At 57.3% G+C, this 16,035-nt stretch carries 13 protein-coding genes; 8 read left to right on the top strand and 5 right to left on the bottom strand.

Going from position 1 to position 16,035, the window contains the following annotated elements:
• Positions 1–30: 30 nt before the first annotated feature.
• Together UP10_RS42560 and UP10_RS46625 are read right to left on the bottom strand one after the other, a co-directional pair.
• Positions 31–2,139 carry a PAS domain-containing sensor histidine kinase gene (locus UP10_RS42560; RefSeq protein WP_197086797.1) on the bottom strand — a complete coding sequence of 703 codons (2,109 nt, stop codon included), beginning with the start codon at positions 2,137–2,139 and terminating at the stop codon, positions 31–33.
• Entirely contained in the window at positions 2,132–2,470 is a 339-nt protein-coding gene (locus tag UP10_RS46625) for a response regulator transcription factor (RefSeq protein ID WP_502692181.1), read from the bottom strand. The genes UP10_RS42560 and UP10_RS46625 overlap by 8 nt, the downstream gene beginning before the upstream one ends.
• Positions 2,471–3,257: 787 nt before the next feature.
• Here UP10_RS46625 and UP10_RS13285 point away from each other — a divergent pair.
• Positions 3,258–4,121, top strand: a complete 864-nt coding sequence (locus tag UP10_RS13285; protein ID WP_044587782.1) for a tryptophan 2,3-dioxygenase — start codon at positions 3,258–3,260, stop codon at positions 4,119–4,121.
• Positions 4,122–4,874: 753 nt separating this feature from the next.
• Here UP10_RS13285 and UP10_RS13280 read toward each other — a convergent pair.
• Positions 4,875–5,489: an FMN-dependent NADH-azoreductase gene (locus tag UP10_RS13280; RefSeq protein ID WP_044587781.1), complete on the bottom strand. Its 615-nt coding sequence runs from the start codon at positions 5,487–5,489 to the stop codon at positions 4,875–4,877.
• 512 nt (positions 5,490–6,001) lie between these two features.
• Here UP10_RS13280 and UP10_RS13275 point away from each other — a divergent pair.
• From UP10_RS13275 to UP10_RS13260, 4 genes are all read left to right on the top strand, one after another.
• Positions 6,002–6,871, top strand: a complete 870-nt coding sequence (locus UP10_RS13275) for a glutathione S-transferase family protein (RefSeq protein WP_044587780.1) — start codon at positions 6,002–6,004, stop codon at positions 6,869–6,871.
• Between the two features lie 448 nt (positions 6,872–7,319).
• Positions 7,320–8,747 carry a MocR-like pyridoxine biosynthesis transcription factor PdxR gene (gene pdxR, locus UP10_RS42950; protein ID WP_044587779.1) on the top strand — a complete coding sequence of 476 codons (1,428 nt, stop codon included), beginning with the start codon at positions 7,320–7,322 and terminating at the stop codon, positions 8,745–8,747.
• 531 nt (positions 8,748–9,278) lie between these two features.
• Entirely contained in the window at positions 9,279–9,704 is a 426-nt protein-coding gene (locus UP10_RS13265) for a cupin domain-containing protein (protein ID WP_044587778.1), read from the top strand.
• A 66-nt stretch (positions 9,705–9,770) separates the two neighbouring features.
• Complete coding sequence (locus UP10_RS13260; protein ID WP_044587777.1) at positions 9,771–10,244, top strand: carboxymuconolactone decarboxylase family protein; 474 nt, start codon at positions 9,771–9,773, stop codon at positions 10,242–10,244.
• A 129-nt stretch (positions 10,245–10,373) separates the two neighbouring features.
• Here the strand turns inward: UP10_RS13260 and UP10_RS42945 are convergent, their stop codons facing one another.
• Entirely contained in the window at positions 10,374–10,865 is a 492-nt protein-coding gene (locus UP10_RS42945; RefSeq protein ID WP_082077083.1) for an Ohr family peroxiredoxin, read from the bottom strand.
• 592 nt (positions 10,866–11,457) lie between these two features.
• Here UP10_RS42945 and UP10_RS13255 point away from each other — a divergent pair.
• The 3 genes from UP10_RS13255 (at position 11,458) to UP10_RS42940 (ending at position 14,797) form a co-directional block, all read left to right on the top strand.
• On the top strand, positions 11,458–12,663 hold the full coding sequence (locus UP10_RS13255) for an NAD(P)/FAD-dependent oxidoreductase (protein WP_044587776.1): 1,206 nt from the start codon (positions 11,458–11,460) through the stop codon (positions 12,661–12,663).
• 229 nt (positions 12,664–12,892) lie between these two features.
• Positions 12,893–13,639 carry an SDR family NAD(P)-dependent oxidoreductase gene (locus tag UP10_RS13250; RefSeq protein ID WP_044587775.1) on the top strand — a complete coding sequence of 249 codons (747 nt, stop codon included), beginning with the start codon at positions 12,893–12,895 and terminating at the stop codon, positions 13,637–13,639.
• Between the two features lie 84 nt (positions 13,640–13,723).
• On the top strand, positions 13,724–14,797 hold the full coding sequence (locus UP10_RS42940; protein ID WP_082077082.1) for an HlyD family secretion protein: 1,074 nt from the start codon (positions 13,724–13,726) through the stop codon (positions 14,795–14,797).
• Here UP10_RS42940 and UP10_RS13240 read toward each other — a convergent pair.
• Positions 14,714–15,985, bottom strand: a complete 1,272-nt coding sequence (locus UP10_RS13240; protein WP_044587773.1) for an IS701 family transposase — start codon at positions 15,983–15,985, stop codon at positions 14,714–14,716. The genes UP10_RS42940 and UP10_RS13240 overlap by 84 nt on opposite strands.
• Positions 15,986–16,035 lie beyond the last annotated feature (50 nt).

Below are 16,035 nucleotides of genomic sequence, written 5' to 3'. Positions count from 1 at the left end.
GCTATTGTTGTCCGGCGAAAAGGCAGATGTTTATCGATCTACGTCGCCAACACCTAAATAACTGCCGACAGATGCTGGGATCGGAAGATTGAACTGAAAATGCGCGCCGCTATTCGGAATATTTAAACCCAAGATGCGTCCACCGTGTGCACTAATGATAGACTGGCAAATGGCGAGGCCAATGCCGATCCCTTGTTCCTTAGTACTGAAGAAGCTCTCAAAGATGCGTTCCATGTTCGTGTCTACGATTCCCGGACCACTATCAAGCACGGAAAGGGCAACCGAACCGTCGTTGTCAATATATGTACGAACGTCGATCCGACGCGTCGGCGTTGAACTCTGTGAAATTGCCTGGACGCTGTTGACAAGTAGATTGATAATGACCTGCTGGAGCTGAACTCGGTCACCGAAAACTTGCGGCAGTTGAGAACCAAATTGAGTAACGAGAGAGATTGACTTGGAATCGACGTCATCATGGATGAATAGCAACGCCTCTTCAACGATTTCGTTCAGATCGACTAGATGCTTCTCGGGCTCGCGCCTAGCTGCCATTCCTCGTATGCGATGAATAATCTCGCTTGCTCGACGCGCATTCGACACGATCCTCGACGTAAGCTGCGTGACCTTTTCGACATTTGGAATCGCGTGTGCCAGCCACCTCAAGCTCGTTTCGCCGTTTGTTACGATTGCTGAAAGCGGTTGATTGATCTCATGTGCGATTGAGGTCGCAAGCTCACCCAGGGTCGCGATACGGCCCGCATGGGAAAAATCAGCCTGCAATTTGCGAAGCTGCTGCTCCGCATTCAATCGCTCGCTAATATCCTGTATCGTTATGAAAGTTGTATCCTGTTGTTCAGGCGGTACTGGATAGGTGACAGTGAACAAAACGTCTATAATGGTTCCATCTAGAGCAAGAATCGTCGTCTGCTCGATTAGATTCCGTCTGCCTTCGAAGTGGGCAATCATAACTCGCTTGGCGAGATCAGGCGCGGCCGCAAAGAGGTATCGAACTGGCTGTATGAGGTCTGCCGCGTTCTCGGCACGAAATAGAGAAGTCGCGTTTTGATTTACTTCCGTGACGCGTACAATGTCTTTTGCGAGTTCGACGAGGTCCGGATTTTCGTCAAGGTAGCCCGTAATATTGATTACACCATTTGCCTTTAGCTGCTCGAACAGTTCGCCGGTTCCACGCGAATCGACTTGCCAAAGGGCAAGGGGAAGATACTGAATCAGTTTGCGGTAGCATTTCTGGCTCCCCTGCGGCTCCAAAGCTATGCGGTCATCGACTGACGAGCCGCTTACTGTAACAAAGACAGTTTCTAATGGTCTCGACACGTCTGAGGGCCAAGCCCTGATGATGGGATCTCGTATTGCTCCATTGGAAATCAGCGTGCGGCTGCTGCAGAAATGACGAGAATGGTCTCCTGTCGCGTCCGCGATCACTGCGGCCAACACTGAGCGGCTTTCGGTAGGCCAGAATGATGAAATGGGCTTGCCCATCATCTGGTCGGGACCAGCGAGCGCCCCAAACATCCGCACAGCGCGATCGTTAACAGCTACGATACGGATCCCTGCCAGCAGTTCGTCGATTGTTTCCGGATGCTGATCGAGGTCGACCATTATGCCGCGGCGTTTGAGGTCATCGAGTTCATCGATGAGAGAGCGAACAGGCGCAATATCGAGCTCCCAACATGCCGCTAGAAGGCGTTCGGGGTCAGCCTCTAAATGCAAGGTCGCAGCATCGGAGATCGCTCCGGCGTTGCGTCCGAATTCCACCACATCGAGAGGGGTTCCTGCTACGTCATGCCGCACAATCTGCCGAACGCTGGCGTCGATCTGCCTGCCGGATGGATGGCGGCGACGAATGATCCCCGTCCAGCGCCCTTCGCGCATAAGTGAGGGGAGGCGTTCGGCGTGACCAATGCCGACAGACGCTAGCCGTTCGATAGCGTGGCCCACCACCGCCATTGCCGGCCAACCATAAAGGACTTCCGATGCCGCATTCCAATAAAGTATGGTTCCCCCCATGTCGGTGACGATAATGCTCTCCGAAGCATGGTCCGCCAGCTCCGGCCGAGATTCGGGGGCGAATGGAATGTCGCGTCCGCTTGGCGTGGTCGTTGGGATCATTTTAGTCATTCGGGCGTCGCGTTTCCATTGTGTCGGCTCGGCAACTCCCAGAGTTGAGTGCAGACTGCAGGTGACGAAAGAGTTCATCACCACTTATTGGCTTTGTGAGAAAAGCATGGGCGCCGCCTCTCGTGGCGCGTAAGCGTGTTGTCGGATTCGTGTCGGCCGTAATGACGATTACTGGCATAGAAGAGCCGAGTTCATGCAGCCGCTGCTGGAGTTCAAGCCCGCTGCGGCCGGGCATGCTTACATCGGTAATCAAGCAGTCAAATTTGCCCGGAGCGTATTCGGCCATGAACGCCTCCGCACGATCGAACGTGCGGCACGGCAGATCGAGCACCAGTAGGAGATCCGAAAGAGCGTCTCGCACTGCTTCGTCGTCATCTACGATCGCGACTATGGGCGCCTTGGGCAAGTGGATGGCTTTCGCTTAGTGTGACCGCCGGATGGCCATCTGGCCTATTGTCCGCTCAATTGGTAACTATCCTTTGGTGTAGGCTGATCTGCGCTCCAGGATCTCGATCGGCAGCGACTCCGAGCCCTAATCGCGCGAGCGATCCTGGCGTACTTGCGGTGGCGTCGCCTCGGGGACCCTGCGTCAGCGGACGCACGAGAGGATCGATTGTCCGGAGGGCACTTGATCTCGAGAACGAGGTAAATGCGCCGGACGTCGAGATCGATTGCAAGAAGATCCGTTTCTTGCCCGGACAAGTGTTGATCGGTTGCCACGGGCGCACCGCGAGATCATCGAAACGGTATACTATGCCGAGGGGTCGGCACCGAGGCCGGCCTAATTCTGAGGATACCCACAGGTACAGTAAAATCGTGGGTATTCCGCGCTCGCCGATAATTGCTGACATTGCTTCAGACGACTGGATTAAGCGAACATCTCTGTCGTTCAATATCCTAGACGATGCGTTCACCCTCGAAGGTCTTTCCAAAGGGTACGAAACACCGCGAACATTGGCGTGAGGACTTGAGCATCTTCGACTGTGCGTCGGTGACGTTCACCCAATGGTCGGAGGTTCTTGCGTCGCGCCATGTCGCGCATCAAGGCCATCCGGTCAACACATGCGCGTTTGATGAACCCCGCACTAGGAAGACACCCTTACAAGAGGAACGAAGCCATGAACATCCAACTCACTGAGAAGGACCGAGCCGAACAAACGCCGTACAGTATGTGGTTGCAGACAGAGATACTGCACACACTTCAGCGAACAGTGAGCGACCATCCCGGAGAATACTCCTTCATCATCAACTGCCAAGTGATGGAGCTCTATTGGGCACTTATTGTACGAGAACTTCAGGTAGCCCAACGGAGCCTGAGGCAGAACAATCTTGCCAAGGCCCACCAAGCATTGCGCCGGGTGGTCGATGCGCATGAGCCACTCAACGCAACGTGGCGCTCGCTATCATGGATGACCCCTTCTGATCTGCTTCCGATGCTTGGTGCAGCGGGAGCAGCATTTGGACGCGATACCGCTCTCCAAGGCTGGACTTATAGGCACATGGTTTATCTGTTTGGCATCAAACAGAAAGAACACTTGGAGCATTTCAAGCCACAGCCGGACAGGTGGCGACAGCTAAATGAGGCCCTTAGCGAACCGAGCCTCTACGACGATGTGCTAGCATACCTCCATCGAGAGAAGCTCCCAATTCCAAAGGCTCAGTTTGAGCGCGATTTTTCGCAGCTTTACACGCCAAGCCCCGAGGTCGAACGTGCCTGGAAACTTGCGTACGACGAGCGACCCGAGATCAAGAACTTGGGTGAGACACTTGCCGATATTGCGGAGGAATTTACAACGTGGAAATATCGCCACCTGATGCTGACTCGACGTACCTTGGGATCCCGCAATGCGTACTTCGGCGTCTCAGGAATTGCGTGGCTGACTCCAACTCTCGAAGAAATCCCGTTCCCAGAATTGTTCTCTGCGAGGACGTTCATCGGCGATCCTCCGGCGGGCTGCCCCGTGGGTAAGGCGAAAGATTAGGCGCCTGTAACCTATGCCGCCGCGCCGGGCTTCGTCACGCGCAGCGGCACAATCCTCTATATGGCGTCTATTGTTAGTGTCGCCCCGGGGGCTTCTCAATGCTTTCTATGGCGGCAGCAAACCTTTCGCGCTGACGCGCTCGCTTCAGCACGATTTGGAGAGAAGAACGCGAGAGTGCAGCCGGTGTTGCCGGGTGCCACGGCCACCGACTTCTGGGAGTTCGCCGGCATGCCGTTAACGCCGTTAACGGATGTCCCGCGCGAGATGGTGATGGGTACGGAGGACATGGTGGGTGGCGGCGCTTATCGGCCTCGACCAGGGCGAAGTCTTCACCGTTCCTTCATTCCCCGATCCGCCGATTGCCAAGCCTATGAAGCCAGTTGCCAGAAGATGCTGCCGAACCTCTCGCGGAGCGCACGGCGGAACGCTACAGAAACGTGCAGCGGCCTTGCGGTCCTAGGAGAAACCAATCGCTGGGTGTCGTGCTCCGTCGACTGCAGATCCCTAAGTTGCAAACTATCCAGCGGACGCAAGCTGGAAGGCGATCTCGAGCAGTTACTTTGGTTGCAGCACGACGATGAAGGGTGGGAAGCTGCCCTCTCCAAATCCATCCTAGTCGCAGAGCACAAACTGTCAAACAGAACTGCAGATGTCACTCGAAAGACTGGATGCCGGCGACGAGTGGACGCCAGCATCCGAACACGATGATATCAACAACGCGGGGCAGTAGTGATTCTAAACTGCCCCTCGCAGCTAAGCGGCTGCTGCCGAGAGTTCGGCATCGAATTGGCTAGCAAAATTTGCAAGCGTTGTCTCGCCCTGGTCAATAGTGAGGGTCTTTACGGCAAGGACGATATCAACATCTGAGATGCCAATGAAGCCCAGGATCTGTTTAAGATACGAGCTCGCCACGTTCGCCGAAGCGAACGGTGCTCCAGGCGAGAAATCACCGCCAGTCGTTAGGATTACTGTCGCTTTTTTGTTCTTCAGCATTCCTTCATAAGCGGTCGAAACCGTAACGCCGACGCGGACGATCTGATCGATGTATGCTTTGAGGAGTGCCGGAATCGAAAAATTGTACATCGGCGTGCCGATTACAATATGGTCGGCCGCCTTGAGTTCTTCGATGAGGGTGGTTGATGTCTTCAAGGCCGATGCATGCTCCGGCGAATGCTGTTCGGGCGGAGTAAATGCGGCTCCGATCCACGGTAGATCAACGAACTGTAGGTTCGATTGCACAAGGTCGCGCACCACAACTGACCCATTCGGGTGTGAGCGGGCCCATTTCTCCACGAATTGAGCGGTTAATATACGGGAAGCCGAATGTTCGTGGCGCGGACTAGCTTCGATCACTAAGAGGAGAGTCATGTTTTGGCTCCAGAGTTGTTGAGAGTCAACCGCCGCGAAGCAACCGAAAATACGGAGGTTGATTACTGTCTAGAAGTAAATGCAGCACGAGCAGGCCGGGAAGTCGGGCCATGTCGGACACATCGTCTATAGATTAGGACGACGTTGAAGTTATTGCCGAGAGGCGTCAGGGCTACGTGGCAGTCTGCTCTTCGAAGGTATCGTCCGATGCGTTGAACGCTTGGTTCGGAAAAGCATAGCTTCAAATGGGGCCCTGCTGGCCCTAATTTGATGGCGAAGAAATATATCGGATCCAGAGAAACGATGAGCAGCAGTCTGGATTTAGGACTCAAGCATCGGGGAGAACAATGACAACTAAATCAGCGGCGTCTGTTAGTACGCTGGCGGATCGGGCCAGGAATTCCGCGGTTGGAGATGCGGAACGCAGGTGCATCGTTTCAGGTGGTAATGTTACGCCGAAGCCGAGAGACGGTCGGTCATCCGCGCCACGGCTTGAGCTATTTCACTTCACGATGTCGATCTGTTCTCAAAAAATTCGCGCGGCTCTATTTCAGATAGGAGTTCCATTCGCGAGCAGCGAGCTGATCATCATGCCGCCGTTCAGCGAAAATTATTCGGCGGAGTACGTGGAGCTTCGCATGGCGTCGGCCATAGCACGTAGCCGCCCATTCGTGAATGGCTACTCTGGAGGCTCAAGTGTCGAGAATGAAGGCTTCGATGCTCTCGCGGTGCCCACGTTGGTCGATCATGAGAAGGGGGAGGTCGTTGCGGATTCGCGGCTGATTGCGGCGTACCTCGATAGATTGAGTGAGGGCCGTTTGGTCCCCCTGCATTGGCAGAATAGGGTCTGGCGAGAAGTGGCGATTGTCGACGCGATACCACATGCTGGGTTGTTCTACGGAGCCAATCCCGACGGGGATGATAGGCCTGAAGAAATTCGTGCAGGAATGCTTGGCGCGCACAACAAGAAGATCGAATTGGTGCGTAGTCGGTTGGCAGGCCTCCCAACCGATTCCGCGCTTCGGGACGCGTATGAGCACAAGATCATCAAGGAAGAGGCAGGGCGTGGGTTCATATCGGCGCCAGCGAACATGCGGGGCATCATCGCTGCAACGCAGAATAGCATTGTGCAATTGGACCAAAGGTTGGCGGAAGGCAAAGGCGAGTGGATCCTTCCCGATGGGTTTACTCTGCCGGATATCTTTTGGGGTGTGAGTCTCTTCCGTCTTCTTTATCTTGGGTACGATTGGATGTGGAAAGACTGCTCGAAAGTGCCTGAATATGCCGAGCGACTGTTTCACTCGCCTGCGATGCGGAATGGCGTAATCAATTGGCCTGGTCACCCGCCTGGTAAACGCATCGAGCGGCTCGGAAGGCAGTAAGCGAAAGGACAGCGTGGTAAGCGAGAAAGCGTCGCTCCGACGGAGTGAGGCGGACTGATATTAGGAGCAAGGCCTTCTCGCCAGCAAGCAAGCTCTCCCAAACTTGTCCCGCTGCTTCCGACGCAGCGGGATCTTTTTAGGAGCTGGCCTAAGCTCTGCGAGCCAAACCCGAAACCAACGCCTGCAGCATTCTCCAGAAATTCGCCCGACTGTGTCAGCGAATTTCAGGTACAGAACAGGGCTTGGGGATCACTCCGCCAATTTGGATCGGGGTGCCTAGGCATCTGGGCGGATGTGCATCCCCGGTTCGGTCGCGCGTTCCGCCAGATCTGGGCGCGACTGCTAAGATTGTCTCCCCTGAGACACCCCTGGACCTTGAGCATCTTCTGTGAATTTGGACAGGAGGATGTTAATCCAGTGATCGCACATTGGACCAAGGTGAAGCATCATGAATGCGCCATTCGAAGCTTCGGCTTTTGATATCCAGATAGACAAGTCAGGACCGCTATCACTCGCAGAGCAGATCCACCATAATCTCCGTACGGCAATCATGGGTGGCAGCCTTCGACCAGGCTCGCGACTACCCTCGTGGAGGGACTTAGCTGCTCAGCTCGGAGTCGCCCGCGGCACAGTCCGGGTTGCCTACGAAGGACTCCTCGACGAACACCTGATCGTAACCGCGGGCGCTGCAGGCACCTACGTTTCGGAAAAGCCCGTTCAAACGGTAGAAGTTCCTGACCTCAAGATAGCCCGCCCGCTCGAGACGATCGTGCGTGGTTTCGGTCTTCCGGTTCTCCCGTTTCAAACCGGGGTGCCAGCACAAGATGCTTTCCCCGCCAAGCTCTGGGCACGCGTACATGCGCGGGCGGTTCGAGCGGAAGCCAGTGCTTCGACCAGTTATCCTGACCCACGCGGGAACAATGAGTTCAGGAGTCAAATCGCCAGCTATATTGCGATAGCTCGTGGCATTCACTGCGACCCGGACCAAATTATCGTTACCAGCGGCTTCCGGGCCGGACTCGCATTGACTTTGCACGTACTGGGGGCTTTTGGACGAACCGCCCTCATAGAAGACCCCGGCTTTCCGATGACGCGCTGGGGTTTGGAGTTGGCTGGGATGAAAGCTGCACCGATACCCGTCGACTCGCACGGGATGGACGTAAGTGCCGCGACGCTCTATCCCGACGCCTATCTGGCCGTTGTGACGCCCGGGCAGCACGCGCCGACTGGGGTCGCTATGTCTAAAGAGAGGCGAAATCAACTACTCAGCTGGGCTGCTAAAGGAGACCGATGGATCATTGAAGACGATTATCTCAGCGAGCTCCAGTTGGCAGGTCGAGCAGCTCCTGCGCTCGCATCCGAAGATACTCACGGCAAAGTCATTCACATAGGAAGCTTCAGTAAGACACTGAAGCCCTCTCTGAGCCTTGGCTTCGTGGTCGTTCCAGCAGAAATAACGTCAAAGTTCGGTGAAGCAGCGGCCTATCTCTCACCGTCTCTGGCCACCGCGACGCAATTGGCAGTGACACGGTTCATTGCAGAAGGCAATTATCTGCGCCATCTTAGGCACATGAAGCGTCTCTACGCTGCACGACGAGACGCGCTTCTGACGGCAATGAGGGGGGAGGCCGCAGAGCCAGTTATGGCGGGTCTCGCTGTCTTAATACCCTGCCCTCAAGGAACAAGCGACGTGGACATTGCCCGGAGAGCTGTCGCACGTAACTTGTCCCCCATGCCACTTTCCCCCTGGTACGCCAACCCAACTACAGCGAAGCAAGGCCTCATCCTGGGGGTGACGAACCTCCGTGAAACAGCAGCGAAGCAAGCCTGGACCGCTTTGAAGCCCCTTCTTGAGACTGCACTGACTGAGCGGTAGGTGTAGGGAATTGTCTACTAAGGATCTGCGATCCACCACGTCGAGGACGCCGGTCTCGCGTTCATAAGCTTACGCTCTTCCGACGTCAGACAAGCTGCCAGCCTTTCAGGAATGGCGCAATGCGCCGGAAGTCTACTGGCAGCAATCGACCCTCCATTCGCGGGTCTCGTACGCGACTTGACGAGTGGATGGGCGTGGGTGCTCTGGGCATGCGTCGGCCTCTGCGTTATCCAATGCGCCTGCTCGTCGGATCATCGAAGCCATAGGCGAGCGCACATAGACCTAGCTATCGGCTCGCAGCGTTTCGCGAACTGGACCGAATGAGCCAATTTTGACCGCGCAGCAAGGTCGAGATCCGATACAGACTTCCCGCCACCTTCTCGACCCGCCTTGGTACAATCATTTCGAACCCATTTGGCCCTATCAGCTGTAACCCGGACGGATAAAGGTCGGGCTATCTTTGGGACACAAGTGACCTCTGGCCCGATCGTAGAGAGGGCAATTCCAAAACGACGACGAAAGGGAGACCAAATGCGAAAACACCTCACCTGGCTTGCGGTAAGCCTAGTGCTCGTTGTCAACGCCGCTATGGCTCAGGAATCTCATCCGGCCAAGAACGCCGGAGCATCCGTGACGCTGGATTTCGCCGGCATGATACCGAATCTACCAGGGAAGTCACTTAAGACAGTCCTCGTCAAGTATGAGCCTGGCATTTCTTCGCCGCCTCACACTCATGCTAAGTCCGCATTTATTCTGGCCTACGTTTTGGAGGGAGAAGTAGTGATCGGTGTCAACGGACAGCCGCCGCGAACCTACAAGGCGGGAGAGTTCTGGATCGAAAACCCAGGTGATCATCACGGGGTCAGTCGCAATGCAAGCAACACGAACCCTGCTAGGCTCCTAGCCATATTCGTGGTGGACACGAACGATACAGAACTCACCACCTACGAACGCTAATTGCCGGGCGCAATGACCATAGATAGCGGTGACTATGAATAAGAACCTCGCAATCAAGGACGACCAATGAAATCTCGATTGAACATCTTCAAAGCGGCCCCCGATGTCGTGAAAGCTATGCTGGGAGTCGAAGAAGCGCTCGCCGCCGGAAGCATCGAATCGAGCCTGCTCAAGCTGGTCAAGCTTCGAGCGTCACAGATCAATGGCTGCGCCTATTGCATCCATATGCACGTGAAGGAAGCTATCAAGGCAGGTGAGACAAACATGCGAATTCACATGTTGAGTGCTTGGCGAGAGTCCCCTCTGTTTTCGGAACGTGAGCGAGCCGCGCTCGCATGGACGGAGGCTCTTACGCAAATCGCTCAGACAGGCGCTCCCGATACTGACTACGAGCCAGTCGAAGCACAATTCAACGAGGAAGAGATAGGCTACCTAACGTTGATGATCGGCGCAATCAATCTTTGGAACCGCGTACAAATAGGTTTGCGGGGAATCCATCCTGTCGAAGCCAACGATCGCCCGGTACAACAGGTCGCTTGAACCAGCCCAAAGGCTGGCTCGTACCCTCGCGCCAGCCTTGATTATCCGCCTCGAGCGTTCTTAGGTACGGCCTTCTTAGGTGGACACTCAGAGAGGCGAAGCCAGAGTTGCCCGAGAGCACGCGCCTCTCTACGTCAACCAGATGGTACTCTCGCAACCTTGGCGGAGCACCTTCGAATAAGGGCACACCCGCTCTGTTTCCTTGATCAACTCCTGAGCGATCGTACGGTCAAGCCCGGGAAGAGTAACCTCCGTATCAACTTTGAGCAGAAACAAGCCATCCGCTGGATCCCGACCGAACGTAACGCTGACTCGAATAGAAGAGTCGCGTATCGGAAGCTTGCCCTTTGATGCAATCAAATTGAGCGCGCCATGAAAACAAGCAGCAAATCCGGCAGCAAAGAGCTGCTCTGGATTTGTTCCACCGCCGGGACCGCCGAGCTCATTAGGAAGGCGGAGATCTACGCTCAGTGCACCATCATCGGACTTGGCGATACCGGAAGCACGTCCGTGACGCGCTTCGCCTCCGATTAATGTTACTCGTGCTGTATAGAGTGGAAGGAAATCTGCACCAGTATATCTTTCGAGAAGCCCTATTGGCGGTCTCTGAATAGCGCTCATATGACTTGCCCCGTTTGTGAAACTTTCAGAAGTCAAGAAAGCTATCTTTTAGCGGCAAAGGTAGGCCCAAGAAGAGCACACTTTAGTGGACCATTCGGCGAACCTACCGGGCACTCGTTAGTGTCTTCGGAATGACTTCAAAGCCGTCGAGACATCCTTGGCCGCAGGTTCGCGTAGCTACGCTCAAGCGCGTCGAACTAAGGTGGTAGATAAGTCAACCTATCCGCTTGGACCAGCGAGATAGACCCTCGCACAGTGTCGCCCCTCGATATTTTCATTTTACTTCCGTCGACAGAGCAAAAGCGCGCGGAGTTGGGAGTGCGCGCGTGTTGTCTGCACTCGATCGAAGAAAGGCGATGGCATGAGAATGCCGGTGATCGGCGAGGCTCGCCGGACTGGAGTAAAGGTCGCGAACGATGATCTCTCCTGACCCTTGTAGCTCGCTCTTGGGGTGCCCATGGCATCAGCAACGTACGGGTCAACGAGTAAGCCGGTTTCTACGTCGATGACCCGAACTCCTCTCGCTCGTAGCAGCCTTGCGTCTTCACCTCACGTCCTTGCACCGGAAACTCAAACTACTGGAGTAGATTACATGCGACTTGTCATCATCGGTGCCGGCTTTGCCGGCATGTACGCCGCACTTTCGGCCGCCCGCCTGCGCGACATCCAGGGCGTTTCGCCCGAAAAGCTCGAGATCGCGCTGATCGCACCGGAGCCGACCCTGGTGGTCCGCCCACGGCTTTACGAACCGAAACCCGAAACTCTGACGGCGCCCCTCCTGGATGTCTTCAACGCTATCGATGTTGTCTACGTGCAGGGCAGCGCCGAGACGGTCGACACCGAAGCCCGCTTGGTGGAAGTTGCCTCTACCATGGGCACGCGGAAGTCGATCTCCTACGACCGGTTGGTCGTGGCGACCGGCAGCCGGCTGTTCCGTCCGAATATTCCCGGGCTTGCCGAGCACGGCTTCAGCGTTGACCAACTCGCCGATGCGATCGCCCTCGACCGGCATTTGCATAGTTTAGCGGATCGGCCGGCACAAAACGGGCGTGACACGGTCGTCGTTGCGGGCGGTGGTTTCACCGGCATCGAAGCAGCGACCGAGATGCCGGCACGGCTTCGTGCGATCCTCGGCAAGGATACAAATCCGCGGATCATCATTGTCGATCGAGGTGAGGCGATCGCTCCTGACATGGGCGCGGGCCCGCGTCCCATCATTGAGGAGGCACTGCGCAAGCTCGGTGTGGAGACCCGGTTCGGTGCCGGCGTCGCGGCGCTCGATAAATCGGGCGTGACGCTTTCCGACGGCGAGCGCATCGAAGCCGAGACCGTGATCTGGGCGGCCGGCATTCGAGCCGCCCCGCTGACGGTGCAGATTCCGTCCGAGCGCGACAATTTCGGCCGGCTGCTCGTCGACCGGGATTTGCGCGTGCCGTCGGTAGCTGGCGTGTTTGCGACCGGCGACGCCGCCAAGGCCGCATGCGACGATGTTGGCAACTACGCGCTGATGTCGTGCCAGCACGCCACGCGGATGGGCGCCTTTGCCGGCAACAATGCCGCCGCCGACCTGTTGGGAGTCCCGACCAAGCCATATCACCAAAAGGCATACGTCACCTGTCTCGATCTCGGTGAGGCCGGTGCGCTCTTCACGCGAGGCTGGGACCGAAAAATCGAGATGGTCGGTGCCGTGGCAAAGAAGACCAAGCAGGAGATCAACACGGTCTGGATCTATCCGCCGCAGGCCAACCGTGCCGCTGCGCTCGCGTCAGCTAATCCGGAGCATGTAACCGAGGTGTAGGCATCTCACGTGAAATGGGCCGCGCGTCTCGCCCAGGGGCGCGGCTCGCCTACCATTGATTAATTTGGAACTCACCACGATGAAACATGAGACCGTGCGCGCGACAGACGGAGCACCGTCATCTCAGCGAAAGTCAATCTCAATGCGGGGAAATCTCAGCACGACCGTAAACCGAAGCGTGGATCATCCGCATACGTGCTTCCTCAATGGCCGCAGAAGGTGATCGAACATGTTGCATGAAAAGGTCGTGATCGTCACGGGCGGCAGCTCCGGCATCGGACGGGCGGCGGCGCGGCGCTTCGCAAGGCAAGGCGACAAGGTGCTCGTGACCGGCCGCCGTCCCGGCCCCATCGAAGAAACGATGGCTGAGCATGCGAACATCGAGGGCCTCGTTGCGGATGTCGCCTCCGCCGAAGATGCCAGGCGCACAATCGCCAAGGCAGTCGATATCTGGGGCAGAGTGGATGCTTTGGTCAACAACGCGGGCGCAGGCGCAATCCTTCCGCTGGAAGATACGACAGGCGATCGCATCATGGACATCTTCTCCGTCAACGTGCTCGGCCCAAGTTTGCTCGCTGCTGCTGCTCTTCCCTACCTGCGGGCAAACAGGGGAACAATCGTCAACGTCTCAAGCACCTTCGGCCACAAAGCGGTGGCTGGGTTGGCCCATTACGCAGCCAGCAAGGCCGCATTGGAGCACCTGACCCGCTGCTGGGCGTTGGAGCTTGCGCCACTCGGCGTAAGGGTGAATGCCGTCGCGGCGGGCCCCATCGAGTCCGGCGCGCTGACGGGCATGATGGGACTTTCCCTGGAACAGGCAGCGGCAATCAAGGAACAGGAGCGCGCGCGCATACCGCTCGGGCGGCGAGGCGTCCCGGACGATGTAGCAGAATGGATCGTGAGGCTTGTCGGCCCTGGTTCGGAGTGGATGACAGGCCAGGTGGTCGCAATCGATGGCGGCTTAGGACTGGCTTAGTTGGGCTCAGGACTGGCTTAGTTGCTGTTGATGTTATGGCCAATTTCTGTTGAACGCGGCTGGACCGCGCAGTGATGTAGAACGATGAGCATCATCGCACCGAAAAAGCAAAAGATGCTCGGTTTTCTACTGTGCCTCGGCGCGGTGGTGGTCGTGGTTGCCGGATGGACTTGGGCTCGGTCGATCGGCGAGTCGTCGACCGACAACGCTTATGTTCGCGGAGACGTAACCTCACTCGCGCCAAAGGTTGCGGGCTACGTCACGACCATCGAGGTCGAGGACAACCAAGCCGTCCGAGTTGGTGACGTCCTGTTCCGGATCGACGATCGGGACTACAGAGCACGGCTTACGCAAGCAATGGCCAATGTCGAGGCTGCCCTGGCTCGCCTCACCAATGTCGATGCAGACACCCAGCTTCAGCATGTCCTGGTTCGACAGGCCGAAGCCCAGCGACGTTCGACCGTTGCCGATAGGAATCTGGCGACCAAATCCTCCGATCGCCGCCGCGAACTTATCCGCACCAACGCCGTCAGCCAGGCCCAGGTCGATGAAAGTGACACGGCGCTATCGAGAGCCGAGGCCGCCGTATCGGCCGCGTCGGCAATGGTGGAGGCTCAACAGCAACGCATTGCTGTACTTGCCACCCAGCGCGAAGCTGCCATTGCTGCCGTGGCACAGGCACAGGCCGCGCGGGATCTCGCTCAAATCGATCTAGACAACACCGTAGTCCATGCGCCCGTCGACGGCGTTATCGGCAACCGTCAGGTCCGCATCGGCCGGCTTGTCGCGCCGGGTGCGTCCTTGCTTGACATCGTTCCGGTCAGGGACGTGTGGATCGTGGCGAATTTCAAAGAAACCCAGATCGAACATATCCGGCCCGGTCAGCGCGCCCGCATCGCGATCGATGGCTACCCGAACGAAATGTTGGAAGGTGTAGTAGTACTACTGCGTCACAAGTTCAACCGCAGGCGTCGCCCGGTTGAGGCGCGGCAGCACGGACATCGTGGCAATCGTCTGACGAGAGCATCGATGATGCGCCGGTGCACGGTGGCGATCGAGTTTGGGACGTGGCGTTCAGGCCGCAATGGGGGATCCCCGGGGTCGGTAACGGCCGCGAACGTCAGGTTGCGGGAGCCGCGCGGCGGGACGAGATCCTGAGGGGGGAATCGTCTCCCTCTCGGAGACCAGGAATCCGTAGGCCGCGATGCACATCGTGGCGTGATGATGGAAGCCACGCCATCCGCGCCCCTCATAATGCCCGAGCCCGACCTCCTGCTTGAGTTCCTGATAATCACGCTCGATGCGCCAGCGCAGCTTGGCGGCATCGACCAGATCGCGGAATGCGACGTTGCCCGGCAAGGTCGAGAGCCAGTATTTGGTCGGCTCCTTCTCGCCCTCGGGCCACTCGATCAGCAGCCATTCTTTGGTCGGTTTGCCGGCCCGTTCATGGTCCGATGCAACGTGAACACGCACACGCGCAAACCGTGAGGACAACCATTCATTGCTGCCCTCGCGCCATCGGATGATGTGCCAGGCTCCTGCCCGCAGTCCGAGCGCGAGGTCCTTGACCGGGATCGTATCGGGCGCGTCACGGCGCCCTTTCTTCGGTGCCGGGCCCCGCCGCTTGCCCGGCTTCCACACCAGTATCTGCGGCTGAATGCCGGCCACATAGCGCTTTCCAAGCTCCGTGATGCCCGCGCGCAGCTTGGAATCGTGGCCATAGCCGGCATCCAGCAGCGCCATGCTGCCGGGAAGGCCGACCTCGCACGCCCAGCGCATCTGTTCGAGCGCAATCTGCTGCTTGGTCTTGAACGTGATCTCCTCGGGCACCCCCGCCTTGGCGCGGCGACCATCGTCCTCGGCCCAGGCCTTCGGTAGATACAGCCGATACGCCACCGGCAGGCTCGCATGGCGATTGGCAAGCGACAGCGTCACTGCCACCTGGCAGTTCGCCTGCTTGCCAAGCTGCCCGCAGTACTGGTGTGAAACACCAACCGAGTGTTGCCCCTTCTTGGGAATGCCGGTGTCGTCGATGATCCAGGCATCGATCGACCCGTCGCGCGTAATCCGCGGCAGCACCATCTGGCGCACCTTGGTCAACACATCATCGTCCGACCAGGCTGCTTGACCGACAAAATGCAGCAACGACTGATGCTGTGCAGAGGTTCGCCCGGGCGCCGTGATCGCGGCCATCGGCTCCACGCTCTTGCGCTCTCCAGGCATCATCAGCCCGGTGCAATAGTCGTGAAACGGGCCAGCCCGATCCGCGTGCCCGATCACGCTCACAAGCTCATCGACATAGCGGGTAAAATGCAACTCAATGTCTTGCGCGCCAGCTAGACCCATCCAAATCCCCTATGCTGAAGTCGGATTCACCTCCATAATTGATTCGAAAA

It is taken from the genome of Bradyrhizobium sp. LTSPM299 (assembly GCF_000938235.1).
Lineage (GTDB): Bacteria > Pseudomonadota > Alphaproteobacteria > Rhizobiales > Xanthobacteraceae > Bradyrhizobium.
Note: the sequence above shows the minus strand (reverse complement) of the source record. Positions and strands in the feature narration are given on the sequence as shown.

What these genes read in the sequence shown, in the direction of transcription:
- UP10_RS13280 (WP_044587781.1), bottom strand. Translation starts at nt 5,489, where the DNA reads ATGACTCTCCTCTTAGTGATCGAAGCTAGTCCGCGCCACGAACATTCG.
- UP10_RS42940 (WP_082077082.1), top strand. Translation starts at nt 13,724, where the DNA reads ATGAGCATCATCGCACCGAAAAAGCAAAAGATGCTCGGTTTTCTACTG.
- pdxR (WP_044587779.1), top strand. Translation starts at nt 7,320, where the DNA reads ATGAATGCGCCATTCGAAGCTTCGGCTTTTGATATCCAGATAGACAAG.
- UP10_RS13265 (WP_044587778.1), top strand. Translation starts at nt 9,279, where the DNA reads ATGCGAAAACACCTCACCTGGCTTGCGGTAAGCCTAGTGCTCGTTGTC.
- UP10_RS13255 (WP_044587776.1), top strand. Translation starts at nt 11,458, where the DNA reads ATGCGACTTGTCATCATCGGTGCCGGCTTTGCCGGCATGTACGCCGCA.
- UP10_RS13285 (WP_044587782.1), top strand. Translation starts at nt 3,258, where the DNA reads ATGAACATCCAACTCACTGAGAAGGACCGAGCCGAACAAACGCCGTAC.
- UP10_RS42945 (WP_082077083.1), bottom strand. Translation starts at nt 10,865, where the DNA reads ATGAGCGCTATTCAGAGACCGCCAATAGGGCTTCTCGAAAGATATACT.
- UP10_RS13240 (WP_044587773.1), bottom strand. Translation starts at nt 15,985, where the DNA reads ATGGGTCTAGCTGGCGCGCAAGACATTGAGTTGCATTTTACCCGCTAT.
- UP10_RS13275 (WP_044587780.1), top strand. Translation starts at nt 6,002, where the DNA reads ATGTCGATCTGTTCTCAAAAAATTCGCGCGGCTCTATTTCAGATAGGA.
- UP10_RS13250 (WP_044587775.1), top strand. Translation starts at nt 12,893, where the DNA reads ATGTTGCATGAAAAGGTCGTGATCGTCACGGGCGGCAGCTCCGGCATC.
- UP10_RS13260 (WP_044587777.1), top strand. Translation starts at nt 9,771, where the DNA reads ATGAAATCTCGATTGAACATCTTCAAAGCGGCCCCCGATGTCGTGAAA.
- UP10_RS42560 (WP_197086797.1), bottom strand. Translation starts at nt 2,139, where the DNA reads ATGACTAAAATGATCCCAACGACCACGCCAAGCGGACGCGACATTCCA.